This is a genomic window from Pelomonas margarita, assembly GCF_043555875.1.
Taxonomy (GTDB): Bacteria; Pseudomonadota; Gammaproteobacteria; order Burkholderiales; family Burkholderiaceae_C; genus Pelomonas; species Pelomonas margarita.
Genome location: NZ_JBIGHW010000001.1, coordinates 94,546 through 120,876, shown reverse-complemented (window position 1 = coordinate 120,876; position 26,331 = coordinate 94,546). Strand labels below are relative to the sequence as shown.

Annotated in this window: 17 protein-coding genes; 8 read left to right on the top strand and 9 right to left on the bottom strand. The window is 69.7% G+C overall.

Features of this window, described 5'->3' with window-relative positions:
- Positions 1–5 precede the first annotated feature (5 nt).
- The 4 genes from ACG0Z3_RS00505 to ACG0Z3_RS00490 are packed head-to-tail and all read left to right on the top strand — an operon-like array spanning position 6 to position 3,850.
- Positions 6–965 carry a TRAP transporter substrate-binding protein gene (locus ACG0Z3_RS00505; RefSeq protein ID WP_394394440.1) on the top strand — a complete coding sequence of 320 codons (960 nt, stop codon included), beginning with the start codon at positions 6–8 and terminating at the stop codon, positions 963–965.
- Positions 965–1,459, top strand: coding sequence for a TRAP transporter small permease (locus ACG0Z3_RS00500; protein WP_394394439.1), 495 nt, complete (start codon positions 965–967; stop codon positions 1,457–1,459). Before ACG0Z3_RS00505 ends, ACG0Z3_RS00500 begins: the two co-directional genes overlap by 1 nt.
- A gap of 10 nt (positions 1,460–1,469) precedes the next feature.
- Positions 1,470–2,765: a TRAP transporter large permease gene (locus ACG0Z3_RS00495; protein WP_394394438.1), complete on the top strand. Its 1,296-nt coding sequence runs from the start codon at positions 1,470–1,472 to the stop codon at positions 2,763–2,765.
- The gene (locus ACG0Z3_RS00490) at positions 2,750–3,850 is read left to right on the top strand and encodes a dienelactone hydrolase family protein (protein ID WP_394394437.1); all 1,101 of its coding nucleotides are present in this window, start codon (positions 2,750–2,752) and stop codon (positions 3,848–3,850) included. The genes ACG0Z3_RS00495 and ACG0Z3_RS00490 overlap by 16 nt, the downstream gene beginning before the upstream one ends.
- On the opposite strand, the gene ACG0Z3_RS00485 is transcribed toward ACG0Z3_RS00490, so the two are convergent.
- The 9 genes from ACG0Z3_RS00485 to ACG0Z3_RS00445 all read right to left on the bottom strand — a co-directional run bounded on the left by ACG0Z3_RS00485 (position 3,838) and on the right by ACG0Z3_RS00445 (position 21,449).
- Positions 3,838–6,633, bottom strand: a complete 2,796-nt coding sequence (locus tag ACG0Z3_RS00485) for a PAS domain-containing sensor histidine kinase (RefSeq protein WP_394394436.1) — start codon at positions 6,631–6,633, stop codon at positions 3,838–3,840. The two genes, ACG0Z3_RS00490 and ACG0Z3_RS00485, sit on opposite strands and share 13 nt — an antisense overlap.
- Positions 6,608–7,711: an ABC transporter substrate-binding protein gene (locus ACG0Z3_RS00480; RefSeq protein WP_394394435.1), complete on the bottom strand. Its 1,104-nt coding sequence runs from the start codon at positions 7,709–7,711 to the stop codon at positions 6,608–6,610. The genes ACG0Z3_RS00485 and ACG0Z3_RS00480 overlap by 26 nt, the downstream gene beginning before the upstream one ends.
- Positions 7,708–9,885 carry a putative bifunctional diguanylate cyclase/phosphodiesterase gene (locus tag ACG0Z3_RS00475; protein ID WP_394394434.1) on the bottom strand — a complete coding sequence of 726 codons (2,178 nt, stop codon included), beginning with the start codon at positions 9,883–9,885 and terminating at the stop codon, positions 7,708–7,710. The genes ACG0Z3_RS00480 and ACG0Z3_RS00475 overlap by 4 nt, the downstream gene beginning before the upstream one ends.
- 160 nt (positions 9,886–10,045) lie before the next feature.
- Positions 10,046–10,810 carry a rhamnogalacturonan acetylesterase gene (locus ACG0Z3_RS00470; protein ID WP_394394433.1) on the bottom strand — a complete coding sequence of 255 codons (765 nt, stop codon included), beginning with the start codon at positions 10,808–10,810 and terminating at the stop codon, positions 10,046–10,048.
- Positions 10,811–10,817: 7 nt separating this feature from the next.
- Positions 10,818–12,125 carry a pectate lyase family protein gene (locus tag ACG0Z3_RS00465; protein WP_394394431.1) on the bottom strand — a complete coding sequence of 436 codons (1,308 nt, stop codon included), beginning with the start codon at positions 12,123–12,125 and terminating at the stop codon, positions 10,818–10,820.
- A gap of 8 nt (positions 12,126–12,133) precedes the next feature.
- Positions 12,134–15,043 (bottom strand): TonB-dependent receptor domain-containing protein, encoded by a 2,910-nt coding sequence (locus tag ACG0Z3_RS00460; RefSeq protein ID WP_394394430.1) that lies wholly within the window; start codon positions 15,041–15,043, stop codon positions 12,134–12,136.
- Positions 15,044–15,095: 52 nt separating this feature from the next.
- Complete coding sequence (locus tag ACG0Z3_RS00455) at positions 15,096–17,900, bottom strand: pectinesterase family protein (RefSeq protein ID WP_394394429.1); 2,805 nt, start codon at positions 17,898–17,900, stop codon at positions 15,096–15,098.
- Between the two features lie 31 nt (positions 17,901–17,931).
- Positions 17,932–18,495, bottom strand: coding sequence for a PEP-CTERM sorting domain-containing protein (locus ACG0Z3_RS00450; protein ID WP_394394428.1), 564 nt, complete (start codon positions 18,493–18,495; stop codon positions 17,932–17,934).
- A gap of 11 nt (positions 18,496–18,506) precedes the next feature.
- Positions 18,507–21,449 carry a TonB-dependent receptor gene (locus ACG0Z3_RS00445; RefSeq protein ID WP_394394427.1) on the bottom strand — a complete coding sequence of 981 codons (2,943 nt, stop codon included), beginning with the start codon at positions 21,447–21,449 and terminating at the stop codon, positions 18,507–18,509.
- Positions 21,450–21,889: 440 nt separating this feature from the next.
- On the opposite strand from ACG0Z3_RS00445, the gene kduD reads away from it, so the two are divergent.
- The 4 genes from kduD to ACG0Z3_RS00425 all read left to right on the top strand — a co-directional run bounded on the left by kduD (position 21,890) and on the right by ACG0Z3_RS00425 (position 26,309).
- Positions 21,890–22,651, top strand: coding sequence for a 2-dehydro-3-deoxy-D-gluconate 5-dehydrogenase KduD (gene kduD / locus ACG0Z3_RS00440; protein WP_394394426.1), 762 nt, complete (start codon positions 21,890–21,892; stop codon positions 22,649–22,651).
- Positions 22,652–22,822: 171 nt separating this feature from the next.
- The gene (locus tag ACG0Z3_RS00435; protein WP_394394425.1) at positions 22,823–23,992 is read left to right on the top strand and encodes an oligogalacturonate lyase family protein; all 1,170 of its coding nucleotides are present in this window, start codon (positions 22,823–22,825) and stop codon (positions 23,990–23,992) included.
- Entirely contained in the window at positions 23,989–25,083 is a 1,095-nt protein-coding gene (locus tag ACG0Z3_RS00430) for a pectinesterase family protein (protein WP_394394424.1), read from the top strand. Before ACG0Z3_RS00435 ends, ACG0Z3_RS00430 begins: the two co-directional genes overlap by 4 nt.
- Positions 25,080–26,309 carry a pectate lyase family protein gene (locus ACG0Z3_RS00425; RefSeq protein ID WP_394394423.1) on the top strand — a complete coding sequence of 410 codons (1,230 nt, stop codon included), beginning with the start codon at positions 25,080–25,082 and terminating at the stop codon, positions 26,307–26,309. Before ACG0Z3_RS00430 ends, ACG0Z3_RS00425 begins: the two co-directional genes overlap by 4 nt.
- The last annotated feature ends 22 nt before the right edge of the window (positions 26,310–26,331 follow it).

Genomic DNA, 26,331 nt, shown 5'->3' with positions numbered 1-26,331 from the left:
CAACCATGAACAAGACCCTCACCCTGCTGTCGGCGGCGCTGCTCGCTTCCAGTGCCAGCGCGCTGGAACTGAAATCCGCCGACGTGCACAACAGCGACGACTACCCCACCGTGGCCGCCGTCAAGCACCTGGGCCAGGTGCTGACCAAGAGCAGCGGCGGCTCGCTGACCGTGAAGGTCTTCAACAAGGGCGCGCTCGGCAGCGAGAAGGAGACCATCGACCAGGTCAAGCTCGGCGCGCTGGCGATGACGCGCGTGAACCTGGGCCCGCTGTCGGCCATGTGTCCCAAGACACTGGTGCCGGCACTGCCCTTCCTGTTCCGCGACACGGCCCACATGCGCAAGGCCTACGACGGCGCTCCTGGCGAGGAGATCCTCAAGGCCTGCGAGCACCAGGGCCTGGTGGGCCTGGCGCTGTACGACTCGGGCGCCCGCTCGGTCTACGCGCGCAAGCCCATCAAGACGCTGGCCGACATGAAGGGCCTGAAGATCCGCGTGCAGCAGACCGACCTGTGGGTGGCCGCCATGCAGGCCCTGGGCGCCAACCCGTCGCCCATGCCCATCGGCGAGGTCTACACCGGCCTCAAGACCAACCTCATCGACGCGGCAGAGAACAACATCCCCAGCTACGAGGGCTTCCGCCACTTCGAGGCGGCCAAGTTCTACAGCCGCACCGAGCACTCCATGACGCCCGACGCGCTGTTCATCAGCAAGCGCGTGTGGGACAAGCTCAAGCCCGAGCAGCAGGCGCAGCTGCGGGCAGCCGCCAAGGCCTCGGTGCAGGTGCAGCGCGAGAAGTGGGATGCCCAGGAAGCCAAGGCCCTGGCCGCCGTGAAGGCCGGCGGCGCGCAGATCGTCGACGCCGAGCGCGAGCCGCTGCGCCAAGCCGTGCAGCCCGTCATCGCCAAGTTCGTCAACACGCCCGACCTGCAGAAGCTCGTCAAGGCGATTCAAGACATCAAGTGATGACTGCGTACACGACGCTCTGCGCGGCGCTGTCGCGCTGGTCGCTGCGCGCGGCCGTGCTGGGCCTGGTGCTGCTGGTGGCCTGCGTCCAGTGGCAGGTGCTGGGCCGCTACGTGATGAACGATTCACCCACGTGGACCGAGCCGGTGGCGCTGCTGCTGGTGCTCTACATCACCTCGCTCGCCGTGGCGGTAGGCGTGCGCGATGCGGGCCACCTGGGCATGGAGTCACTGGTGGCGCTGCTGCCCCGCGGTGCGCAGCGCGTAGCCGAGGCACTGATCCACCTGTGCGTCATCACCTTCGCCGTGCTCATGGCCATGGCCGGTTGGGAGTGGCTGACGCTGAAATGGGCCGAGCCCAAGCCGCTGCTAGGCGTGCCCGAGGGGCTGGACTACCTGCCGCTGGTCATTGCCGGCGGGCTCATCGTGCTGTTCTGCATCGAACACCTGATCGCGCTGTGGCGCAACGAAGAAGTGAAAGAGGCGGGGGTCTGACGTGGAAGGTATGGAACTCTGGGTCATGTGCGGCAGCTTCGTGCTGCTGCTGCTCTTGGGCGTGCCCGTCGCCTTCTCCATCGGGCTGGCCTCCGTCGCCACGGTGCTGGCCGCCGATCTGCCCATGGCCATCGTCTTCCAGAAGATGGTGGGCGGCATGCAGATCTTCTCTTTTCTCGCGATCCCGTTCTTCATCTTCGCGGGCGAGCTGATGCTGCATGGCGGCATCGCCGAACGCATCGTCACCTTCGCCAACCGGCTGGTGGGCCATGTGCGCGGCGGCCTGGGGATGAGCAATGTGGTGGGCTGCACGCTCTTCGGCGGCGTCGCCGGCTCGCCGCTGGCCGACGTGTCGGCGATGGGCTCGGTGATGATTCCGCTGATGAAGCGCGAGGGCTACGGCGCCGACTACGCTGTCAACGTGACCACGCACTCGGCCCTGGTCGGCGCGCTGATGCCGACCTCGCACAACCTCATCATCTACGTGCTGGCCACGGCCGGCATCGCAGCGGTGAGCGTGTTCAACCTCATCCTGGCCGCGCTGCTGCCGGCGCTGCTGCTCACCATCGCCAACCTCGTGGCCGCCTACACCGTGGCCGTCAAGCGCGGCTACCCGACGCATGGCGCCTTCCCTGGCTGGGGGCTGGTGTTCTCGGCCTTCGTCGCGGCGCTACCGGGGCTGATGGTCATCGTCATCATCCTGGGCGGCATCTTGAGCGGCGTGTTCACCGCCACCGAGTCCGCCGCCACGGCCGTCTGCTGGGCGCTGATCGTCACCGGCCTGGTCTACCGCACGCTCAGCTGGCAGGGCTTCCTGGCCGCCTGCGCCAAGGCCTGCAAGACCACCGGCGTGGTGCTGCTGCTGATCGGCATCTCGGCCGCGTTCGGCTACTTCCTGGCGCTGTACGAGGTGCCGCTGAAAACTGGCGAGTGGCTGGAGCAGATGAGCGGCAACCAGGCCTGGCTGATCTTCCTGTGGGTCAACGTGCTGCTGTTCCTGCTGGGCACCTTCCTGGACATGGCGGCCACCATCCTGATCTGCACGCCCATCTTCCTGCCCATCTGCATGAAGGCCGGTATGGACCCGACGCAGTTCGGCGTCGTCATGCTGCTGAACTGCGCGCTGGGCCTGAACACGCCGCCCGTGGGCAGCACGCAGTTCGTCGGCTGCGCGATCGGCGGCGTCAGCGTAGGCGAGGTGATGCGCTCCATCGCCCCGTTCTACGGCGCGCTGCTGGTCACGCTGCTGGCGGCCACCTACATCCCGGCGCTGTCGCTGGCGCTGCCGGCATGGGTGGCGGGCTGAGACGTCGCGCGCTGCTGGCAGCCGGCCTGACGCCGGCGCTGGCGCTGGCCGACGGCCTGGACGACACGCTCGCCGCGCTGCAGCGTCGCTGGCAGCCGCGCCAGGCCTGGAGGCCCGAGTCGGGCTGGCGGGCGCCGGCGCTGGCCACGGCAAGCCGTCTCATGCTGCTGCCCGGTGACGACGGCAGCGGCTTCGCCACCGAGGTGCTGGCAGAGCAGGCCCGCGACGGCCACACCGCCCGCCAGCTGACGCTAAGCGGCGCGCTGGGCGACCGCGTACCGGCGCTGTACTTGCGCCCGGCCGGCCCCGGCCCGCACCCGGCCGTGCTGCTGCTGCACGACCACGGCGCACGTTTCGACATCGGCAAGGAAAAGCTGATCCGCCCTCTCGGCGACAGCCGCGCGGGCGCGCAGTGGGCCGAGCGCTACTTCGGCGGCCAGTTCATCGGCGACACGCTGGTGCAGGCCGGCTTCGCCGTGCTGGCCATCGACGCGCTGGGCTGGGGCGAGCGCAGCCGCCCGGGCTTCGCTCGCGACGACCAGCAGGCGCTGGCCAACCATCTGCTGCAGCTAGGCCGGCACTGGGCCGGCATCATCGCCAGCGACGACCTGCGCGCCCACCGCTGGCTGCGCGAGCAGCCCGAGGTGGATGCACGGCGCGTGGCCGTGCTGGGCTTCTCCATGGGCGCGTTCCGCGCCTGGCAGCTGGCCGCCGTCTGCGACGAGGTCTCGGCCTGCGTCGCTGCGCACTGGATGTGCACCCGCGAGGGGCTGCTGCGTCCGGGCGAGCACACGCTGGTGGGGCAGTCGTCCTTCAGCATGGCCCACCCGGGCCTGGCCGCCGAGCTGGACCATCCGGACGTGGCCGCGCTCATCGCGCCACGCCCGCTGCTGCTGTTCGGCTCGGCCGAGGACCGGCTGTTCCCGTGGGATGCCACTCAGGCCGCGTGGGCCGGCCTGTCGCGCGCCTGGCGCGGCAGCGCGGCGCTGGCCACTCAGGCCAGCCCGGGCGGCCACCGCTTCGCGCCCGAGCTGCAGCAGCTCAGCGCCCGCTGGCTGCGCGCGGCCGGCGCTCAGAGCGGCTGAGGCCGGGTGCTGGGCGGCGCCGGCAGCGGTGCCATGACCGGCAGCGTCAGCGTGAAGCGGGTGCCGCGGCCGGGCTCGCTGTCCACGTCGATCTGCCCGCCCAGCGACCCCACCACCAGGCCGTGCACGATGTGCAGGCCCAGGCCGGTGCCGCCGCGGCCCATGCGCGTGGTGAAGAAGGGGTCGAAGATGCGGCCCAACGCGTCGGGCTCGATGCCAACGCCATCGTCCTGCACCCACAGGCGCAGCTGCTCCGGCCCCAGTCGCTCGCAGCCCACACGGATGCTGCCCTGCTCTCGGCCCTCGAAGGCATGCAGCAGCGCGTTATTGATCAGGTTGGTCAAGACCTGGCCGAGCGGGCCGGGGTAGCTCTCCATCCAGGCCTCGGCATCGCCCAGCTCGACCTCGATGCGGTAGGGCATGCGGCGCAGCGAGGGTGTCAGCGTCAGCACAATCTCGTCCACCAGCTCGCGGACCATGAAGGTGCGGCGTTGCGAGGTGGTCTGGTCCACGGCCACCTGCTTGAAGCTGGTGATCAGCTCGGCCGCGCGGCCCAGGTTGCGGATGCCGATGGCCGAGCCCTGCGCCACCTGGGTCAGGAACTCCTCCAGCGTGGAGCGCCGCAGCCCGTTGGCCATGTCGGCGCGCAGGCGCACCACCTGGTCCTGCAGCGTGGACACCGCCATCAGGCCGTTGCCGATGGGCGTGTTCAGCTCGTGCGCCACGCCCGCCACCAGACGGCCCAGCGCCGACAGCTTCTCCGCCTGCACCAGCTGCTGCTGCGTCAGCTGCAGCTCGGCGAGGCGGCGCTCCAGCTCGTCGTTCACCCGGCCCAGCTCGGCCGTGCGCTTGGCCACGCGGGCATCCAACTCGGCGTTCAGCAGCCGGATCTCGTCAGCCGCGCGGCGCGCCTCGGTGATGTCCTCGGCCGACATCAGCGCCAGCCGCTGGCCGCCGATCTCCAGCACCTGGGCCACCATGTGCATCAACCGCGTGCGGCCATCGCCGTCCAGCAGCTCCACCTCCATGTCCGCGCGGCGCGCCGGGCTGCACAGCTGCTCGACGAAGCGCTCCCGCACCTGCAGGTCCTTCCACAGCCCGACCTCCGGCCCGTTCTTTCCCAGTGCCTGTGCCCGGTCGCGCCGCATCGCCGCCTCCCAGGCCCGGTTGACGGCGAGCAGCGCGTAGTTGCGGTCCATGTCCGACACCGACAGCGCCGCCGGCGACGACTCGAAGATGGCCTCCAGCTTGCGCTCGCTTTCGCGCAGCGCCGTCTCGGCCGCCAGCCGCTCGGTCACGTCGATGTCGATGCACGCGAAGATCTTGCCGCCGTCGTCGGCCGGGATGGCGAACACCACGCAGTTGGCCACCACTTCGCGGCCGCTCTTGTGGCGCAGCGAGAAGTCCGCCGGGCCAAAGGACCGGCCCGTGCGGTCCACCTCGGCCAGCACATCCAGGAACACACCCGCCTGCCCGCTGTCCGCAAACATCAGAGAGCGCTCCAGCACGCAGGCACCCATGGCCTCGTCGCGGCTGAAGCCGTAGATGGCCTCGGACGCCGCGTTCCAGTAGACGACACGCCCGTCCACCGAGTACCACTGGATGGCCACCGAGGGCACCAGCTCGATGACGGCGTTCAGCCGATCGGCCGTGTGCTGCAGCTGCACCTGGCGCTGCTCCAGGCTGAGCGCCATGCGGTCCAGGTCGGTCAGCAGCGCACTGATCTCGCGCACCTGGCGCCGGCGCGGGCGGCGCACGCCGAAGTTGCCCAGCGCCAACTCGTGCGCCGTGGCTGCCGCCTCGGCCAGCGGCTGCGCCATGCGCGCCGCCGAGAACGGCGCCACGAGCAGGGCCACGGCCAGCGCCACGCAGAAACCGGCGAACACCATCCACACCGTGGCGCGGTAGGACTCATGGGCCATGCCGCCGTCCGCGATGGTCTCGATGACCCAGCCCAGCCGGGGCACCTGCACCGCGCCCACCAGCAGGCGCCGGCCATCCTCGGCGGCGATGGAGGCCGGCAGCGGCCGGCCCTGCAGCACGGCCTTGAACACCGGCGATGTGCGGAAGTCGTCGAAGGCCCAGCCGAAGCCGTCGCGCTGGCTGGCGCCCAGGAAATGCCCCGTGCCATCAACCACCACCAGCCCGAGGCCGGCCTCCGCGCCGTCGCCCAGCAGGATGCGCAGCAGACGCTGCGGCGACAGCTCGAAGATGGCGATGCGGTCGCCGAAGCGCAGGCCCATGGCCACGGCCCGGGTACCGCTGAGCACCGAGAGGTACTCGTCCGTCCACACCACCGCCGGCGCGGCGGCGTCGTCGCCGACGCGAGCCCGCAGCGCGCGCACGAAGGCGCTGCGGCCCAGGTCCAGGCCCACCAGCGACGCGGCCAGCGCCTGGTTGCCCGACGGCAGGCCCAGTGCCTCCACGCGGTCGTTGGCGGCCAGCAGGTAGACGGCGTCGAACAGGTCCCCCTCGCGGGCGAACCGGTTGGCCAGCGCCGGCAGCTCCGCAGCGCCCGCGGTAGCAGCGGCCCCCACAAGGTGGCGCGGCGCGAGCTCGACAGCCGTCAGGAACTGCCCCAGCTGCAGCGACGCGGCCTGCGCCCGGGTCTGCAGCTCGGCGCGCGTGTTGCGCTCGATCTGCGGCAGGCGGTACGCGAGGATGGCGCCGCCCACCAGCACGAAGATGACCGTGACGGTGAGCACCAGCGTGCCCGCCAGCCACGCCCGCACGCCCAGGCCGCGCGCGGCCAGCGCCTCAGCCCACGACTTGAAACCGGCCATGGATCACTTCGGCAACACGCAGCTTGCGCCGGGAGTCCCCGAAGGCGTCGAAGCGCCAGGACTCCTGCAGGCCGATGTAGGGGCCGCCCTCCAGCAGCGCGCGCTTCAACGCGGCCGCCCCGGTGCCGGCGCGGGCCAGCCCGTGGGCAAGGGCCTGCACGGCGTCGTAGGCACTCACCGAGGCGAAGCCGGGCGGCTCGGCAAAGCGCTCGCGATACCGCGACGCAAAGGCCAGGTAGGCGGGGGAACGGTCGTCGCGGTCGAAATACTGCGGCGTGCGCACCCCCTCCACGGTGGCGCCACCGAGCTGGATCAGGGACTCGGTGCCGCCCCAGCTGGAGGTGCTCCAGCGCGCCGCACCCAGCCCGCCGTTGCGCAGCGACTGGACGAGGCGCGCCGTGTCCACGGCGCTGCAGATCAGCAGCACATGGTCGGGCCGCGCCGCCAGCACGGCCGCCGTCGCCTGCAGGTAGCTGGCGTCATCGCCGGAACGCATGGTGGCCTGCACCACCACCGCCATGCCCAGCCGGCCGGCCACCTCCGCATAGCGGCGCGCCCAGTCGGAGGAATAGGCCTGGTTGCTCAGGTCCAGCACGATGGCCACGCGCCGTGCGCCACGGCGGTGGTCGTCCCGCACCTGCACCGCCACGAAGTCGCCGATGCTCGGGCAGGCGCGCAGGAAGAAGTCGTCCTGGCCGCTGAGCAGCGTCGTCGTCGCCGACGGGCTGACGGTGACCAGCGCTGCCGCATTGATGTCGGGCAGGATGGCCTCGGCCATGCCGCTGGTGACGGGGCCCACCACCGCGATCACGCCCTCGCCCGCCAGCCGCCGCACGGCCTGCCGGGCGGTGTCGGCGTTCTGCGCGTCGTCGGCCACATGCAGCGCCAGCGGCCGCCCGGCCACGCCGCCGGCCGCGTTGATGTCGTCCACGGCCAGCCGCGCGCCGTGGTGGGCGGCCGCGCCCAGGTCGGCCGTACGGCCGGTGATGCCGGCCAGCAAACCCAGCCGCCACGGCGTCGACGGGCTGCAGGCCGCCAGCCACGGCAGCGCCGCCAGCACGGCCTCGCGGCGCCTCATGCGGCCGGTCCGCCGGCCTGGGCCCGCAACCAGGCCTGCAGCTCCACCAGCGGCATGGGCCGGGCCCTCAGGTAGCCCTGACCCTCGTCGCAGCCCAGCGCCGCCAGGGCCTGAGCCTGTTCGGGGGTTTCGATGCCTTCGGCCAGCACGCGCATGTCCAGGTGGTGGCCGATGGAGACCATCAGCTCGGCGATGCGGTTGCTGCGGCCATCGCCGCGCAGGCCGCGCGTGAAGGAGCGATCGATCTTGACGCGGTCCACCGGCATGCGGTCTAGGTAGCTCAGCGACGAATAGCCGGTGCCGAAGTCGTCGATGGCCAGCGACACGCCCAGGCCCTTGAGCGCATGCAGCGTGTCCAGCAGCTGCGCCTCGCCCGTGACGGCCAGCGACTCCGTGATCTCCAGCTCCAGCACCTGCGCCGGCAGGCCGCTGTCGGCCAGCGCCTGGCGCACGGTGCCGACGAAGTCGCCCGCCTGCAGCTGCAGCACCGACACGTTGACGCCCATGCGCAGGTCGGCCCAGCCCGCCTCGCGCAGCGTCAGCAGCGCCTGCAGGGCCGTGCGCAGCACCCACTCGCCGGTCTCGACGATGAGGCCGGCGCTTTCGATGACCGGGATGAAGCGGTCCGGCGGCACCATGGTGCCGCTGGCATCGCGCCAGCGCAGCAGCGCCTCCACGCCGCAGATGCGGCCGCTGGCGATGTCCCACTGCGGCTGGAAGGCCAGCGACAGCTGCTCGCGCGTGGGCGCGTCGGCGAAGGCCTGCAGCAGCTGCATGCGGGCACGGGCGTTGGCCTCGTAGTCGGCATCGAACCAGGCCGTACCGCCCCGCCCCTGGTCCTTGGCGCGCTTGAGCGCCAGCGACGCCTGCTGCAGCGCCTGGGCCGGCAGCATCGTGCCCCCGAACAACTGCACCAGGCCGATGCCGGCCGTGATGCGCACCGGCTCCTGCCCGACCTGGAAGGGCTCGCGGCACAACTCGCACAGGTCCGGCCCGCCCGCCGGCAGGCCGTCGGTCAGCAGGGCCAACTGGTCGGAGCCGGTGCGGGCCAGGAAGGCCTCGTCGCCGACCAGCGCGCGCACGCGCGCCGCGAAGGCCTGCAGCAGCTGGTCGCCGCAGTCGTCGCCGAACATGTCGTTGATGCCGGCGAAGCCATCGATGTCCAGCAGCGCCAGCACGGCCGGACGCTCGGGCAGGCGCCGCGCCAGTTCCTCCAGCAGCGCCGTGCGGTTGGGCAGGCCCAGCAGCGGGTCGAAATAGGCCAGCAGCCGCAGGTGCTCGCTGAGCACGACGGTGGATGCGCTGAGGTCGAGGTTGCGGCACAGCACCTCCATCAGCTGCAGCGACACGTTGGCCACCGGCTTCTGCGCCCGCGCCACCACCACCAGCCCGCGCTCACCCGGCAGGCCTATCCAGGCGGCCAGCGAGTTGGTTTCCATGCAGATGCCACGGCTGGCCGCGCACTGCCACGCGCGGGCCGCGCACCAGGCGTCGCTCAGCCCTGCCAGCGTGGCAGCTGCGGCGGCCTCTGGCGGGCCGGCCAGCAGCCGCAGGTCGGCCGGCAACGCGCCGGGCGGCACCTCGAAGACATGGGCCTGCACCGGCACGCCCAGCGGCTGCTCCAGCCCGGCCACCAGGCCGCGCGCGAAATGCGCCAGGTCGGGCAGGCTGGAAAGCCGGCTCGTCAGGTCCAGCGTGCCCTGCAGGAAGTGGCGCTGCGTCAGGCCCTGGTGCAGTTGGTCGTAGGCGCGGATGGCGGTGAACAGCGCGACGAAAAGCTTGGCCCGCGTCAGCTCGCTCTTGGTGCGGTAGTCGTTGATGTCGTAGGCCGCGACCGTGCGCTCGTCGGGCGCGAAGCCGGGCTGGCCGGTGCGCAGGATGATGCGGGTGTCCTGCAGGCCCAGCCGGCCTCGGATCTCCTCGATGACATCCAGCCCGGCGGACACGGTCTCCATGACCACGTCCAGCAGGATGACCGCGACCTGGGATTCGCGCTGCAGCACGGCCAGCGACTCCGCCGCCGAGTACGCATGCAGCAGCCGCAGCGGACGGCCGAGGATCTCGACGTCGCGCAGTGCGAATGTGGTGCTTTCATGGACCTCGGGGTCGTCGTCAACGACCAGCACGGTCCATGGCGAGACGGCCCGGACCTCGCCGGCGTCCGACTCTGGCATGAACTCGATCTCCGGTTCATCGCCAGGTGGTATCGCTTGCAATCCGTCGCCCGAGTGCATGCGCCATCCTATCCCGACTATCCCAGCGCCAAGCTGACACCAGCTTGAGCTCGGCTGGCGGCCTGGGACACCGCAAACGATGGCAGGGCGTGCCGGCGCCTCAGGGCTGCAGCGTGCGGGCGGCAGCCAGCTCGGGCCGCAGCGGGAGCAGGCCGTCGAGCACCTGGCCAGAGAACAGTGCCGCGCCCTTGGGGCCGAGGTGGGTGCGATCAAAGCGCGGCGGCGCCTCGGCCAGCGTGTCCGCGGCGGCCTGGCCCATGGCGGCCACGGCGGCGTGGCTGATGGCGTTCAAGTCAAGCACCGGCACGCCCTGCTCCGCGCCCACCCGCTGGATGGCGTCGGCCCAGGGGCGCAGATCGTTGGGCAGCTCGCCGGCCTTGAAGGTGCGGCGAGTCAGCGGCGTCAGCAGCACCACATCGCCGCCGGCGGCGCGCACGTCCTTCACGTAGCCGGCCATGTTGGGACCGAACTCGGTGGCGAGGTCGGTCGAGCGGCCAGGCTTGCCAGGCTGGTCGTTGTGGCCAAACTGGATCAGCACCAGCGTCTTCTGGCGGCCCGAGCCGGCGGCCTTGCCTTCGTTCAGCAGGGCCATCACGGTGTCCCACAGCCCTTCGGCGCGGAAGCTCATGCTGGAACGCCCGCCACGCGCCAGGTTGATGCAGGCCACCTGCTGCAGCCGCGCGCACAGCGCGTTGCCGTAGCCACTGCGCGGCGCCATCGTCGAGTCACCGACGAGGATGACGCGCGGGCCGGTGGCGACGTTGGCGGTGGTTTCAGCCGCCTTGGGTGCCGAGGCGGCGGGCACGGGCTGGGCCGAGGCGGCACTGATCAGCAGCGCCAGCAGGGAGGGGAACAGGAGCTTCATCGTGGAGTCAGGGTTTGGTGAGGCCAGGCCAGCCGGCCTTGGGGCTCATGTCGTCGAGGTTCCAGTCGTCGGGCCTGAACGCACGTCGGGTCGGTGCGTGGCGCGGGTAGCCCAGCGCGTTCTCCACTTCCGAGTCGATCAGCTTGCCGCGGCCCTGGGCCAGGTCGGCCAGCAGCTTGGCGTCCAGCGGGTCGCGGGCCCAGGGGCGTGCGCCGACCTGGGGCGGCAGCTCGCGCGCCAGGTCGGCCGCTGGGAGGATGGCCAGGCCGGCCGGCAGCTCGGGCTGCGGCAGCACGATGAGCTTGCCCGTCGTCTGCGCGTTGTTGCCCAGCAGCGGCACGGGCCGGCCCTGGGTATCGTGCGCGAGGTTGTCGGTCATGTGCAGCGCCAGGTCGCCCTGGCCCAGCATCGTGAAGAAGGCCGTGCCGGGCACGGTGCTGGGGCCATGGCGCAGCGTGTTGCCCACCAGCGTCAGCCGGCCGGTCTGCCAGGGCTGGCCGGTCCATTCGTGGGCCAGCAGGTTGTAGTGCACCGCACGGTCGCCGGGGTTGAAGATGAGGTTGTTCACCATCGCGCCCTGCGCACCGCCCTTGAACAGCGCGTTGCGCTGGCGGTTGGACGCGTAGACGTTGCCGTACAGCAGCACGCCGCTGGTGTTGTCGTGGATGAGGCTGCCCTTGCTGTGCTCGCCCTTCTCGTGCACCGAGTGGCCCAGGCCCTCGTACAGCAGGTTGTGGCTGTAGGTGATGCGGTGTGAGGTCGCACGGCGCCAGTCCTCGGGCGTCGCGCCCTCGAAGCGCGGGCCGCTGGCGGAGAGGTTCTCGTCCGTGGCCCAGGAGAAGCTGCAGTGGTCGACGATGACGTCGCGTGCGCCGCCCAGCGCGGAGATGCCGTCCTGGTCGCCGCCACCCTTCTTGGGGCGGCCGAACTCGCCCGGGCGGAAGCTCAGGTGCTGGATGACCACATCATGCGTCGCGACGGTCGTCTCGGCCTTGATGATGTGGATGCCCGGGTCGGGCGCCGTCTGGCCGGCCAGCGTCAGGTAGGGCTGCGTGATCTTCAGGGGCTGGCCGCCCATGTCGATCACGCCGCCCACCTCGAACACGACGATGCGCGGCCCGCTGGCCTCGATGGCGGCCTTCAGGCTGCCCGGGCCGTCGGCGGCCAGCGTCGTCACCTTGATGAGGCGGCCGCCCCGGCCGCCCTCGGTCTGCGTCCAGCCCTTGTGGGCAATGCCGGCCGCGTGAACGGGCGGTGCCATCGGGGCCGACAGCGCCAGCACGAGCCCGGCCAGGGCCAGCATCTTGAACGTCATCGCGATCCTCAGAAGAACGTGTACTCGGCCGTGACGCGGTAGGCGCGGCCCATCACGTCGGCGTTGCTCAGCAGGTAGCCGTCGAAGCGGGTGTTGGCCGTCAGCACCGGGTAGACGTTGGTCAGGTTGTTGACGCCCACGCTCAGCTTCAGGTTCTTGATGCCGCCGTAGCTGGCGCTGAGGTTGTACTGCTTGTAGGCCTTCACGTCGGTGTAGGTGGACGTGCCGCGCGGGGTCAAGTCGGTCAGGCCGCTGTTGTAGCGCTGCGAGACCTGCGTGGACCAGTTGCCCAGGCGCCAGGCCACGGCAGCCGTGTGCTTCCAGCGGTAGACGATCTGCTGCGCGGTGGCCAGGCCGGCGTTGGGGCCCACGTAGCGGGCGTCACCGGTGAGGATGCCGACGTTGTCCAGCATCGCGCCGCCCTTCTCCACCGAGAACGAGTACTTGTCGTAGTAGCTGCCGTCGAGCTTGAAGTTGAAGGTACCCAAGTCCTTGGTGCGCAGCTGGTAGGTGGCGGCGACATCCAGGCCGCGCATGTTCATGTCGCCGCGGTTGGCCTGGCTGGTCAGGATGTAGTTGATGGTGCCATCGGCCTTGCGCAGGATGTTGGCGCTGTACTTGGCAGGCTGCTGCTGCACCTCGGCCAGCGTCAGAGCGCCCAGCACATCCTTGACCTTGAGGCTCCAGTAGTCCACCGTCACCAGCAGGCCACGCATCGGCTCGAACGCGCCACCGATGGACCAGCCCTCGGACTTCTCGGGCTTGAGGTGGCTGTTGTCGGGCGACTTGGTCCAGTAGTCGGTGATGACGTTGCAAACCTTGGACGCGTCAGCGCCCGGCACGGCCGTGCCGGTGTTGGTGGTCAGCGGCGTGGCGCTGGGGCACAGCACGGGGTCATCCATCTGCACCTGGCGCACCTCGGGCGTCGGGTTCTGGATGTCCATGATGGAGGGGGCGCGGAAGCCCGTGTTCGCCGAGGCACGCAGCATCAGCTCGGTCATGGGCTGGTAGCGCACCGACAGCTTGGGGTTGACCGTGGTGGTCTTGAGGTCGCTGTAGGTGTCGGAGCGCACGGCGCCGTTGACGCTCCACTGCTTGGTCAGCGGCGCGTCGATTTCGGCGACGACGGACTTGATGTCGCGGTGCAGCTTGGCTGCCACGCCGGTCGGGTTCTCGCCGACGATGTCGTCCTTCAGCACGACGCCGGCGCTGCTGATGTTGTAGTTGCCGTTGGCCAGCTTGGCGACGTAGTCCAGCGGCGCGGCATGCACCTTGGCCTCGTCACGGCGCAGCTCGCCGGTCACGGCCAGCACCAGCGGACCGCCCTTGAGCTGCATCAGCTCGCGCGTCAGCGTCGCGTCGATGGCCTTGTTGTAGGCCTCGTTCTTGCGGTAGACGTAGTCACGCAGCTCGATGCTCTTGAGGTACTCAAGGCCGGCGGCGTCCTGCGGGCCGAAGGGGTTCAGCGTGCCGTTGGTGAAGCCTTCCTGTGCCTTGCTGTACAGCAGGTAACCGCCGCCGGTGGCGGTGTTGCGCTGCGAGTGGCCGTAGTTCAGGCCCACGCGGTAGTCCCAGTTCCACACCGAGCCCTCGGCGCTCAGCACCAGGCGGTCGTTGATCTGCTCGTCGTTGCGGTAGGCCGCGCCCAGCTCGCCCGGGCCCCACTGGAAATAGACCAGCCGGTTGTTCATGTTCAGCGCCGAGACGGTGCCGGGCGTCTTGGTCGAGTCGATGAACATGGCCGGCGAGTTGGTGCCGTCGTTGACACCCACCACGTTGACCAGCGGCGTGATGCCCTTGCCCGGATAGAACTTGCTGGTCGACGGGATGGTGTAGGTGGTGGCCGGCTCGTTGGAGCTGGGCAGCTGCATGCCGCGATACTTTTCGACCGTGAAGGCCGAGTGCAGCAGCTCCAGGCTGACGCGGTGGCCGCCGGCCACGTTCATGCTGCCCTTGGCGAACAGGTTGGTGATCTTGCTGCCGTCGGACACGGCATCGAAGAAGTTGGGGTCGCGGTAGCAGCCGGCATTGCTGTAGCTGACCGGCGTGGCGACGCTGCCGGCGCCCAGCGTGGGCAGCGAGTAAGGCGCCACGCAGCCCGTGGCGAAGCTGGAGTTGTAGTTGTTGTTGTTGCGGTTGCCCGAGGCAGACGACGCCGAGAAGCCATAGTTGGCGATGGGGCTCTGGTTCTTGTTGCTGGGCGCTACCGAGAAGCCGAGTTGCGTCAACGCCGAGCCGTCGTACAGCTCCGGACGGTCGCCCTTGAACAGGGCCGACTTGCTCTGGTGGTCCAGCGATCCGTAGATGTTCCAGCCGTCGGCGGCCAAGTCGCCGAAACCGGCGATTGCAGCCACCGCCTTGGTCTGGCCGGGGCTGGAGCGCTCGGGCGCGTTGAAGTCCAGCTTCAGCTTGGCGCCCTTGAACGTGTCCTTCATGACGAAGTTCTGCACGCCGCCGATGGCGTCGGAGCCATAGATGGACGAGGCGCCGTCACGCAGTGTCTCGGCGCGGTCCATGGCCATGCGCGGGATGACGTTGGCCGAGACGTACTGGTCCTGCAGCGGCTCGTTGGCCAGGCGGCGGCCGTTGAGCAGCGTCAGCGTGCGCATCGGGCCCAGCCCGCGCAGGTTCAGCACCGGACCGGCCGCACCGGAGTTGAAACCCATGGACTGCGACTGCGGCAGCTCCAGCAGCAGATCCTTGAGCTCGGTGTGGCCGCGCGCCTCCAGTTCCTCAGCCTTGTTGACCGAGACCGGCAGCGCCGTCTCGCCGGCCAGCCGCTTGATGGAAGAGCCGGTCACCTGGATGCGCTCCATGGTGACGGGGGCGGCAGTCTCCTGCGCCTGGGCGGCGCCGGTCAGCGCGAAAACGGCGGCAGCACACAGCGTGAGCTGGCTGGGAAGGCGGGCGTGGGTCATGGTTCGGTTCTCCTGGTGTCGTGTCTTGTGTCGTGATCGGGCCGTGCCCGTCTCAGGGGGTAGGCACCCAGCCGCCGGGCGAGCCGGTGGCGATGGTGGACTTGCGGAAGATGTCGGCGCGGCTGGTCAGGCTGCTGGTGCTGTCCAGCGTCTTGGCCAGCTGCACGGCGGCAGGCACGCCGCTGACAGTCACGGTCGCCAGGCCCAGGCGGGCAGTGGTGTTCAGCAGGTTGCCGTCCAGATCCCGGCTGCCCGACTCGCGCCAGCCGGCAGCGTCGGTGGCGCCGCCGTTGGCAGTGCCGGCCCAGGGCGGCGGGTTGGAGCTGCAGGTGCCCTGCCCCGTACCGGTCTTGCTGGTGCCGGTACCGCTGCACCAGCCGATGGGCAGGATGTGCGGGCCGATGCGGCTGTTGATGAAGGCGATGTTGTCGACGTAGGCGGTGCTGGTCGTGCCGCCGCTGCGCGCCAGGTAGGCCGACGTCACGCCGGGGCCGGCGGTGAGCTGGCTGTTCAGGAACACGAAGCCCGTGTCACCCGCCGTGGCGCGCGCCTGCAGGATGTAGCCGGGCGAGCTGCTGGACCCGTCCAGCACGCTGCGGATCTCGCAATCCTCGAACAGCGCGGCCATCACGTTGCCCCAGATGAAGTCCACGTTGCCAGCCACCAGAGAGTTGTAGACCCACACATAGCCCTTGAGCTGCAGCGTGTCCTGCTCGGAGATGAAGTTCATCTCACGCGCCACCAGACGGTGTGCAGCGGGCGTGGTGCTGGTGTTGAAGTAGATCGCCTCGGCCTGGTTGTCGTAGATGGACGCGCGGGCATGCGGGTTGACCAGCGTGAAGTTGCGCAACTGCAGCAGGTCGCTGCTCTCGACCAGCAGCACCGAGCGACCGCCGCCCAGCACGCGATGGCCCACGACGCGGCCGCCGGTAGTCAGCGTGCTGGGGGCCGACGTGGCGCTGGTACCGCTGCCGCTGTTGAGCGACTCGAAGTTCAGCCGGCCCACCTGCACGCCGTCGCGGCTCTCGCCCACCAGGCTGAGGTTGGCAACGTTGCGCAGCATCAGCAGCTCGGGGTAGAGGCCGTTGCGGATGCTGATGGTCTTGGGCGTGGCCACCGTGTTGCACGCGCTGGACGGGCTGCCGGTGGAGCACCAGCTCATGACCCAGTTCAGCGCGCCCTGCACGCTGCGGAAGTCGGCCGTCGTGCCGTCGTCATCCACCGTGACGCTGGTCTTGCTAGCCGGTGCGCTGCGGGTGGTGAAGCTCCAGCTCAGGCCCGCGAACGGCGAGTTGTTGATGCTGCCGCTGAAGGCGGCCGCATCGACGCTGACCGTGTAGGCGGTGTCAAAGGCCAGGCGGTTGCTGCGCAGCCGGATGACGGCCTGGTTGCCAAGCACGCTGACCGGCCGGTACCAGACGAAGCGCGCCCGCGCGGCGTTCTCGGGCATGGCGCCCAGCGCCAGCGCGTCGATCTCGAGGTTGGTGCGCGGGATGACAGTCTGGGTGTCGGTGGACGACGGCGCGTTGGACAGATCCAGCCGGTCCACCACCACGCCATCGCTGGCGCGGCGCACGGTGATGGCGCCGCTGCCGGTCAGCACGGGTGCGGCATCGAAAGCGATGGCCAGCGGCGTGTCGATGTGCACACCGGTCGCGTTGCGCGCCGGCTCCACGCTACCGGGCACCACGCCCACGCCGCCGGTGCCGCTGATCTGGGTGCTGATCTTGCCGGCACCGGCACGCGCCAGCGCATTGGCCTTGACCAGAGCCGCCGGCCGCGCAGCGAAGGCATAGGGCACGCTCCAGCCAACGTTGGCCGACACGGCGCAGGCGCCCAGGGGCGCGCCGTTGAGCGTGGAGCCGGCGTCGGCAAAGCTGCTGGCCGCGTCGGGGTTGAGCGTCTGCACGACCGAGGCACAGCCCGGCGCCGCGCCGTTGATGGCGTGCACGTTGGCGTGCGAGATCACGCGCGCACCGGTGCCGATGCCCACGCTGTAGCTGTGCGCATAGACCGGCGCTGCCTTGCTGCCCGCGTGGTAGTTGTTCAGCAGGTGCACCTGGCCGTGGCGCACGCGCGGCGCGCGCTGCGCGACGCTGGTGAACACGTTGTTGGCGATGGTGACCTTGAGGCGGCCGATGTCCGCCGTGTAGCTGTCGGAGTGGCCGATCAGCATGGTCTTGTCGTGCCGGTCGATGACGTTGTGGCTGACCGTCACGTGGTTGGCACCACGCGTGATGTCGATCGCGCCGTCGTGGCACTGGCGCGGCTTGCCGTTCTCGATGGGCAGCTGGTCGTCGGTGATCGGCGCGTCGGTGATGGTGTTGCGGTCGATCCAGACGCGCTCGGCACCCTGCACCGAGATGGCGTCGTAGGCCGCGTTCCAGCTGCCGCTGCTGCCGTCGGTCGGGTCCCACACGGGCGCCACGTCGCAGGGCGCCATGATGGCCAGGTTGCGCACGATGACGTTGGCCACGCCAATGATCTCGATGCGGCCGTTGGCCAGGCCCGCGCCCGGGCCGGCGCCGATCAGCGTGGTGTTGGACGGCAGGCGCACACCGGCACGCTGGTCCTGGTCGGCACGGCTGGCGAAGGGCAGGCCTTCGCTCATGTCGATGCGGCCCACGACCTTGACGATCTTGGGCAGCGTGCCGCCGCTGGCCAGCGCGGTCAGCAGCTGCTGGCGGTTGGTGACGGTGTAGATCTGGCTCAGGCTGGCGGCCGAACCGCCGGTGGTGCCGCCGCCCAGGGCGGCGAAGCCGTCGGCCGGCGCGGCCTCGCGCGCCGGGTCGACCTGGGAAAACGCAGGCAAAGGCAGGGCCAGCAGCGCGCTCAGCGCCGCAAGGGGCAACTTCATACGACCTCCTGGAAACGAAGGAAGACGGGGCTCAGCGCCGGATGCGGCGGCGCAGCGCCAGGCCAAGCAGGCCCAGGGCCAGCAGGGCCGCGGGGGCGGGCTCGGGCACGGGGGCCAGGGCCAGCTGGGCGTCGACGTAGGCGAAATTCGTGTCGGTGCGGGCGTCCGTCAGCGTCAGGCGAACGGACTGCGGGCTCAGCAGCTCGAACTGCAGGCTGCCCGACAGCAGCGGCGTGAGCGCGCTAAGCGTGGGCCGGGCCAGTCGCAGCCCGGCATCGGCAAAGCTGAGCTCGATGACGCGGCTGCCCAGCTCGCCGGTGCCGCTGTTGTCCCACAGGCGCAGCAGGCCGCTGCTGTCCAGGTCCAGGCCCAGGGTGGCGTCGGCGGACATGAACTCGATGTCGCCGTCGAGCACCGGCGCGGCCTGGCCGGCCACGTAGTCCTGCAGCGTAGGGTCGAAACCCGACAGGGCCTGGGCGTCGCCGCCCAGCGTGGCGCTGACCCGCGTGCCGGGCGGGAGCACAGCGGCCGAAGCCGCCAGCGACGCCGTCGACGCAAGCAGCGCTGCCGCTGCCAACACAGAGAAGCGCTTCATGGCGGACCCTCTCAGAACTTGTAGCGGCCGCCGATGATGAACTCGCGGCCGGTGTAGTTGTTCACCACCACGTTGTCCATGGCGCGCGAGATGAACTGGTCGTTGGGCTGGTTGGTCAGGTTGGCGGCCTCGAACGTGACCTCCAGCTGCTTGTTGATCTTGTAGCCCATCGACAGGTCGACGTTGAAGGTCTTGTTCTTGCCCGCCACGTCCTGGTTGTTGCCGGCCGGCACTGCCGTCAGGAAGGCCGAGCGCGCCGAGGTGGACACGCGGCCGCTGAAGGTGCCGTCGTCGTAGTACAGCGACGCGTTCCAGGACCGCGGCGACAGGTTGACCAGGTCTTCCGTGACGGTGGAGGCGCCCACCGCGGTGGTCGACAGCACATAGGCCATCTTGGACTTGACCTGCGTGTAGTTGGCCAGCATGCCGAAGTTCTTGCCCCAGCCCGGCAGGAAGCTGAAGGGCTGTTGCACGTTGATCTCGAAGCCACTGAGCTTGCCGCCCGGGGTGTTGACCGGCGCGCTGAAGCGGAAGACCTCGTCGCCCGTGAAGTTGCTGGGCAGCAGCGACATGGGCAGGCCGCTGTCCTTGTAGGGCGCGTCGTAACCCTTGGTCAGCACATAGCTCTTGATGTCCTTCTGGAACAGGCCCAGACCGATGAAGGCGTTCTTGGCGTGGTACCACTCGATGTTGGCGTCCACGGTGGTGGCACGGAAGGGGTCCAGCGCCGGGTTGCCGCCGGTGTAGTGCAGCGTGCCGGTGGTGGACAGCGTGCCGCCGGGGCTCAGGCTCTGCAGCGGCGGGCGGGACATCACCTTGGCCACAGCCGCGCGCACGATCACGTCCTTGGCAAGGTTGACCGACACGTTGGCCGAGGGCAGCCAGTCGTTGTATTCCCGCTTGGCGGTGACCAGGCTGCCGCCACCGGTGGCCAGGTAGCCGTTGGCGACGATGGCCGTCTTGACGTGGCGCAGGCCGGCGTTGCCGCGCACGGCCATGCCGGCCAGGCGGGTCTCGAAGTCGGCCATGAACCAGGCGCCGGTGTCGGTCTCGGTGATGGCGCGGTTGCCGCTGCGCCCCGTGCCGTTCGTGACAGAACCCAGTCGGAAGTCACCGGGGCCGCCAGCCACGCCGCTCTTCAGGCAGTTGCAGTAGATGTCGTAGAGCGCGGCGATGGCGTCCAGGTTGGGGATGACCCAGGACGTGATCGAGCCAGCCGGCAGGTTCTGGCCCTTGCCGAAGCCTTCCACGCGTGTCACCAGCGCATTGGGCAGCGCGTTGGCGGGCAACGTCGCCATCGTCTCATTGGCGGTGCTGACGTTGACGCCGCGGCGGAAGTCATAGCTCGTGAAGCTGAAGCGCTTGTAGCTGACGCCACCCTTGAGCGTCAGGCCGTCCATCGCATCCCAGGCCAGGTCGAAGGTGGCGACATCCTGCTTGTTGGTCACGCCGTTGGGGCGGATGCGGATTTCGCTGGGCGTGAAGTTGGCGATGCTGGTGGAGCCCACCGGCACGCCGCGGATCTGCAGCGCACCGCTGGGGTCGTTGGGATTCAGGTTGCCGTAGGTGATCAGCGGCGCCCGGTCGTCGCCACGGGCGTCGAACACATAGCCATCGACATTGGGCGCATCCAGCGTCGTCGTCGTCTGGATGGGGTTGTTGAAGCGCGACTTGGCGGTGCCGATGCGAACGGTGGCCTTGAGCGTGTCGCCGATGTCCTGCTCCATCGTCAGCGTGGGCTGGGTGAACTCGGTGCTGAGCTTGTCAAAGCGCGACTCGGAGCGGATGTCCACGCCGTTGAACTTGCCGTAGACCATCTGGCCGGCGGCGTTGTACTCGGCCGCCAGCACGCTGGTCTGCTGCTTACCACCCTGCGACAGGTTGCGACTGAAGGAGATGGCCTCCAGGAAGTCCTCCTGGCGCGTCGCGTCGAGCTTCGAATACATCATGTCGAAGGTCAGCAGCGTGGTGTCCGACGGGCGCACCTGCACCGAGCCGGTCAGGCCCAGGCGGGACTGGTCATGCGTCAGACGGCCATAGCGCGGCAGGCGCGGGTGGAAGTTGGCGGCCGACGACGCCGTGTTGTAGGCGGCAACGTTCTCGGTCGTGTTGGGCAGGCGGGCCGCCGTGGTGGACGGGCCGCACAGCGCCGTGGCCGGCGTCGTCGACGGGCTCAGCGGCGTCACGCCCACCGGCGAGCACCAGCCGCCGCTGGACGGGCCGTTGTCCCAGCGCACGGTGCTGAAGCCTTCCTCAAACACCTCACGCTTGGAGTAGGCGCCAGAGAACAGCACGCCGATCTTCTTGTCGGCAAAGGTGTTGGAAATCAGGAACGAGGTCTTGGGCGTGGTCTTGCCGCGCAGCTCGTTGTAGGTGCCCTTCACGGACATCGCCGCCACGAAGCCCTTCATGTCGAAGGGGCGCGCGGTCTGCAGGTCCACGGTGGCGCCCAGCGATCCCTCGTCGACGTCGGCGGAGCTGCTCTTGCGCACGGTCAGCGAGCTGAACAGGTCGGCGGCGAAGACGTTGAAGTCGAAGGCGCGGGTGCGGTTGGCACCGCCCGAGCTGTCGGTGCCGCCGGTGGTGGCCAGCGCCTCGATGCCGTTGATGCGGGTGCGGGTGAAGTCACCGCCCAGGCCGCGCACCGTGATGTTGCGACCCTCACCGGCGTCGCGGTCGATCACCACACCCGGGATCCGCTGCAGCGACTCCGCCAGGTTGGTGTCGGGGAACTTGCCCATGTCCTCAGCCTTGATGACATCGACGATGCCCTTCTCCTGCCGCTTGGCATTCAGCGCGCTTTCCAGCGAAGCGCGGATGCCTGTGACGGTGACAGTTTCCAGCTGCGCGGCGGGCGCGGCCGCCTGCTGCGCCCAAGCGGGCGCGACGACGAAGGCGGCGGCCAGCGCCACAGGGCTGAGGGCCAGACGGCGGGACGGACGGAATGCGGGCATGAGGGTCTCCTGGTGCATGGCCTCCTAGCGCGACAGGCGCTGGCGGCTCGGGGTCTTGAATGGGGGCGCAGGCCCGGGCGCACGCAGGGCACCCGTTGGTTCTTGTCTCCGGCTCCGCAGCAGTGCGGGCACCGGTTTTGCCGCAACCACAGGGGCCGCAGCGAGGAAAACAGGCCGGCTTGATCGCTGGCTTGTGGACGATGATAGGGTGAAGCTGGCAAAATCGGAACAGTGGTTCACTAAATAGAAACCATGATTCCGTGGCGCAGCTCCGACGGTCTAAGCTTCGAGCGGCAAAAGATCTGGAACCGCGTTTCAATTCCAACTCTCCTCCACGGCACTCGCCGGACAGGCGGCTCGGCCGCCACGCCGCAAGGCATGTCCCGGCCCGCCGCCCTTCATCGACGCAACTGGTGCCCCGCGCGCCTCGGACAACAACAATGGTTCTTCAACACTTCAACCTGGCCGGCAAGACGGCCATCGTGACCGGCTGCAACACGGGCCTGGGCCAGGGCATGGCTGTCGCGCTCGCGCAGGCCGGCGCCGACGTCGTGGGCGTCAACGTGTCCGAGCCTGACGAAACCAAGGCGGCCGTCGAGGCCCTGGGTCGCAAGTTCCTGGACCTGCGCGCCAACCTGGGCGACATCAGCTGCATCCCCGACCTGGTGGCCCAGGCCAAGGCGCTCAATGGCGAGGTTCACGTGCTCGTCAACAACGCCGGCATCATCCGCCGCGAGGACGCCATCAAGTTCTCCGAGGCTGACTGGGACGACGTGATGGATCTGAACCTGAAGTCGGTCTTCTTCCTGTCGCAGGCCGTGGCCAAGGCCTTCATCGCCCAGGGCAAGGGCGGGAAGATCATCAACATCGCGTCGATGCTGAGCTTCCAGGGCGGCATCCGCGTGCCGTCCTACACCGCCAGCAAGAGCGGCGTCATGGGCATCACGCGCCTGATGGCCAACGAGTGGGCCGCGCACGGCATCAACGTGAACGCCATCGCCCCGGGCTACATGGCCACCAACAACACGGCCCAGCTGCGCGCCGACGAGAACCGCAACGCCGCCATCCTGGAGCGCATCCCCGCCGGCCGCTGGGGCAAGCCCGAAGACCTGGCCGGCCCGGTCGTGTTCCTGTCGTCGCCCGCTTCTGACTACGTCAACGGCTACACCATCGCCGTGGACGGCGGCTGGCTGGCCAGGTAAAGCAGCCCCTCGCCCAGCCTCGCCGCGCTGAATGCGGGCGAGTCTGGTCGGTCCCCCAAGGGGACGGCGATGCTCGCGGCATTGAGCCGCTCGCACATCGCCAGCACGGGCCGGCTTGGGGCGGCCCGGCGCTCGGCCCCAAAGGCCACTGCACCAACGAGGATGCCCTCCATGAAATCCACCGAACGCAAGTTTGAATTCCTCACCCGTGAGGACCCCGACACCGGCGCCCGCGTCACGCGACTGACGCCGCCCGAGGTCACCTGCCATCGCAATTACTTCTATCAGAAGTGCTTCACGAGCGACGGCCGCAAGCTGGTGTTCGGCGGCGAGTTTGGCCCCAACCCCAGCCCCAACTGGAACTACCACCTGCTGGACCTGGACACGCAGCGCTGCATCCAGCTGACCGATGGCGCAGGCGAGAACACATTCGGCGGCTTCCTGAGCCCTGATGACAAATACCTGTACTTCGTGCGCGCCACGCGCCAGTTCATTCGCCTGGACTTGGCCACGCTGAAAGAGGAAGTCCTCTACGTCGTGCCGGACGGCTGGGTGGGCTACGGCACCTGGGTCAGCAACAGCGCCTGCACCAAGATCGTCGGCATCGAGATCGCTGCGGACGACTGGTTTCCGCTGAGCACCTGGCAGAAGTTCAACGAGATGTTCCACAAGCAGCCGCTTTGCCGGCTGTTCAGTGTGGACCTGGCCACCGGGCAGCGCACCGTCATCCTGGAGCAGCGTGGCTGGCTGGGCCACCCGCAGTACCGTCCGTTCGACGACAACACCGTCGCCTACTGCCACGAAGGCCCGCACGACCTCATCGACGCGCGCATGTGGTTCATCAACGAGGACGGCACCAACCGCCGCTGCGGCAAGGAACACCTGGACGGCGAGAGCTGTACCCATGAGTTCTGGGTGCCGGACGGCAGCGCCATGATCTACGTCAGCTACAACCACAGCTCACCTGAACGCTGGATCTGCAGCCTGGACCCGGTCACGCTGGAGAACAAGGTGCTCACCACCATGCCCCAGTGCTCTCACCTGATGAGCAACCACGACGGCACGCTCATCGTCGGCGACGGCTGCGGCAAGGTCAGCAACGACAGCACGGCCAGCAACGAGATGCTGACCGGCGACCCCTACCTGCACGTCTTCGACCTCAAGGCGGGCACCACGCGCAAGCTCGCCCGCCACGACAGCGGCTGGGGCGTCTACAAGGACGACCGCCAGGTCACGCATCCCCACCCCAGCTTCACGCCCGACGAGAAGCAGGTGCTGTTCAGCTGCGACAAGGAGCGCGAGAACGGCGTGGAGCCGGCGCTCTACCTGGTGGACCTGTGAAGCTGCTGCCCGCCCTGGCCCTGGTCGTGCTGGCGGGCGCCAGCCAGGCGCAGTCACGCCCGCAGCTGAGCGCCGAACAGGCCGCCCAGCACACGGTGGCCGCCTACCTCGGCGACTGGGCGCCCGCGCCGCTGGCCGACCTCGGTGCCGCCGCGCCCGACTTCACGGTCAGGCCGGGCGAGTCCGTGCAGGCCGCCATCGACAAGGTGCCGGCAGACAGCAAGGACAGCACCAAGCGCTGGGTCATCCACATCCAGCCGGGCACCTACCGCGGCCCGGTCTGCATCAAGGACAAGGCCCCCCTCGCACTGGTCGGCAGCGCGATCGACGCGGCCGCCGTCGTGCTGGTGGACAACCGCTTCTCTGGCAAACCGAAGGGCGAGAACGAACCCGCCCACCCCTGCTGGCCCGAGCTCGGCAAGACCACCATCGGCACCAGCGGCAGCACCAGCCTGCTGGTGCAGAGCAACGATGTGCAGCTGCTGTCGCTGACCATCGCCAACGACGCCATGGACGGCGTGCGCCGCGGCGAGGCCTACCCGCCCGGCGTGGGCGAGAGCGGCGGCGCGCAGGCCGTCGCGCTGACGCTGATGGGCGACCGCCTGCAGCTCGACAACGTGCGCCTGCTCGGCCACCAGGACACGCTCTACGTGAAGCGCCGCACGCCGCAAGCGCCGGCCCGCCAGCTGATTCGCCACAGCCTGATCGCAGGCGACGTGGACTTCATCTTCGGCAATGCCACGCTGGTCATCGAGCACTCCACCATCCTGACCCGCGCCAACCGGCGCACGCCCGGCCACGGCGGCATCATCCTGGCACCCAGCACGGCGCCCGACGTGCCGCACGGCTTCCTCATCACGCACAGCCGCCTAGTCGGCGAACCCGGCATCGCCCCCGGCGCCAGCGCCCTCGGCCGCGCCTGGGATGCCGGCGTCAAGCACGGCACCTGGGTGGCCGGTGTCAGCCCCAACGGCCTGGCCGTCGTGCGCGACAGCGAGATCGGCGCCCACGTGGGCCCGTGGCAGGCCAGCACCTCGCGCCGCCCCTTCGACGCGGCCACGAACCGCCTGCACGAGTACAACAACCGATGACCCGCCTGACCCGCCGCGAACTGCTGGCCCTGGCCGCACTGCCTGGCTGCGCCGCACTGCCGACAGTCGACGAACGCCCGCTGGGCTGGGCCGCCGTGGGCCAGACCACCGGCGGCGCCGGCGCCCGGCCCGAGCACATCCTCGACATCCGTGACCGCGCTGGCCTGGACGCGGCACTGCGCCTGGGCGACACACCCAAGATCCTGCGCATCCACACGATGATCGACCTGGGCCCCGGCGACGCCGAGCAGTGGCGCGACCCGGCCTTCGACGCCGCCGCCTTCGACCGTGCCTTCGACCCCGCCACCTGGGGCCGCAGCGACCCCGTTGGCCCGCTGGAAGACGCCCGCGCGCGCTCAGCCAGGCGCCAGGCCAAGGCCATCGTCGTGCGCCTGCCGTCCAACACCACGGTGATGGGCGCCGCGCCCGGCGCCGGCTTCCGGCACGGTACGCTGCTGCTGGACAAGGTCAGCAACATCGTGCTGCACGACCTGCGCCTGCACGACGCCTTCGATCACTTCCCCGAATGGGAGCCGCGCGACAACGGCCACGGTGAATGGAACTCCGCCTACGACCCGGTCAGCCTGACCGGCGCGCAACGCGTGTGGGTACACCACTGCCACCTGGACGACGGCGACCGCCCCGACCACCTGGCCGCCACGCGCCTGGGCCGCCCGGTGCAGCACCACGACGGATTGCTGGACATCACACTGGGCAGTGACCTCGTCACCGTGTCCTGGTGCCGTTTCCAGAGCCATGACAAGACCATGCTCATCGGCGGCGACGACAAGCTCGTCGGCGATGACGGCAAGCTGCGCGTCACGCTGCACCACAACCACTTCCATGGTTGCAAGGAACGCACGCCGCGCGTGCGCTTTGGCCGCGTGCACGTGGCAGGCAACCTGTTCACGGCCGACCGCGCCGAGGACTTCGGCTACTCGCTGGGCATCGGCCACCAGTCCCGCATCGTGGCCGAGGCCAACAGCTGGGCGCTGCCCGACGGCATCAGCGCCGACCGGCTGATCCGCCGCCTCAAGGGCAGCGCGCTGGCCGACGGCGGTGGCAACCGCCTCAACGGCCGCCCGGTGACGCTGGGCGCCCAGGGGCTGTCCACCGACGTCGGCTGGCGCCCCGCAGACGCCTACGGCGCCTCCGCGCTGAAGTTCCCCGCGCTCGATCGTCTTGTTGAGCAAATCCGCGCCGGCGCCGGGCCCCGCCGGGCCTGAGTCAGAATCCGCCCCTCAGTTC

What these genes read in the sequence shown, in the direction of transcription:
- ACG0Z3_RS00505 (WP_394394440.1), top strand. Translation starts at nt 6, where the DNA reads ATGAACAAGACCCTCACCCTGCTGTCGGCGGCGCTGCTCGCTTCCAGT.
- ACG0Z3_RS00500 (WP_394394439.1), top strand. Translation starts at nt 965, where the DNA reads ATGACTGCGTACACGACGCTCTGCGCGGCGCTGTCGCGCTGGTCGCTG.
- ACG0Z3_RS00495 (WP_394394438.1), top strand. Translation starts at nt 1,470, where the DNA reads ATGGAACTCTGGGTCATGTGCGGCAGCTTCGTGCTGCTGCTGCTCTTG.
- ACG0Z3_RS00490 (WP_394394437.1), top strand. Translation starts at nt 2,750, where the DNA reads ATGGGTGGCGGGCTGAGACGTCGCGCGCTGCTGGCAGCCGGCCTGACG.
- ACG0Z3_RS00485 (WP_394394436.1), bottom strand. Translation starts at nt 6,633, where the DNA reads ATGGCCGGTTTCAAGTCGTGGGCTGAGGCGCTGGCCGCGCGCGGCCTG.
- ACG0Z3_RS00480 (WP_394394435.1), bottom strand. Translation starts at nt 7,711, where the DNA reads ATGAGGCGCCGCGAGGCCGTGCTGGCGGCGCTGCCGTGGCTGGCGGCC.
- ACG0Z3_RS00475 (WP_394394434.1), bottom strand. Translation starts at nt 9,885, where the DNA reads ATGCCAGAGTCGGACGCCGGCGAGGTCCGGGCCGTCTCGCCATGGACC.
- ACG0Z3_RS00470 (WP_394394433.1), bottom strand. Translation starts at nt 10,810, where the DNA reads ATGAAGCTCCTGTTCCCCTCCCTGCTGGCGCTGCTGATCAGTGCCGCC.
- ACG0Z3_RS00465 (WP_394394431.1), bottom strand. Translation starts at nt 12,125, where the DNA reads ATGACGTTCAAGATGCTGGCCCTGGCCGGGCTCGTGCTGGCGCTGTCG.
- ACG0Z3_RS00460 (WP_394394430.1), bottom strand. Translation starts at nt 15,043, where the DNA reads ATGACCCACGCCCGCCTTCCCAGCCAGCTCACGCTGTGTGCTGCCGCC.
- ACG0Z3_RS00455 (WP_394394429.1), bottom strand. Translation starts at nt 17,900, where the DNA reads ATGAAGTTGCCCCTTGCGGCGCTGAGCGCGCTGCTGGCCCTGCCTTTG.
- ACG0Z3_RS00450 (WP_394394428.1), bottom strand. Translation starts at nt 18,495, where the DNA reads ATGAAGCGCTTCTCTGTGTTGGCAGCGGCAGCGCTGCTTGCGTCGACG.
- ACG0Z3_RS00445 (WP_394394427.1), bottom strand. Translation starts at nt 21,449, where the DNA reads ATGCCCGCATTCCGTCCGTCCCGCCGTCTGGCCCTCAGCCCTGTGGCG.
- kduD (WP_394394426.1), top strand. Translation starts at nt 21,890, where the DNA reads ATGGTTCTTCAACACTTCAACCTGGCCGGCAAGACGGCCATCGTGACC.
- ACG0Z3_RS00435 (WP_394394425.1), top strand. Translation starts at nt 22,823, where the DNA reads ATGAAATCCACCGAACGCAAGTTTGAATTCCTCACCCGTGAGGACCCC.
- ACG0Z3_RS00425 (WP_394394423.1), top strand. Translation starts at nt 25,080, where the DNA reads ATGACCCGCCTGACCCGCCGCGAACTGCTGGCCCTGGCCGCACTGCCT.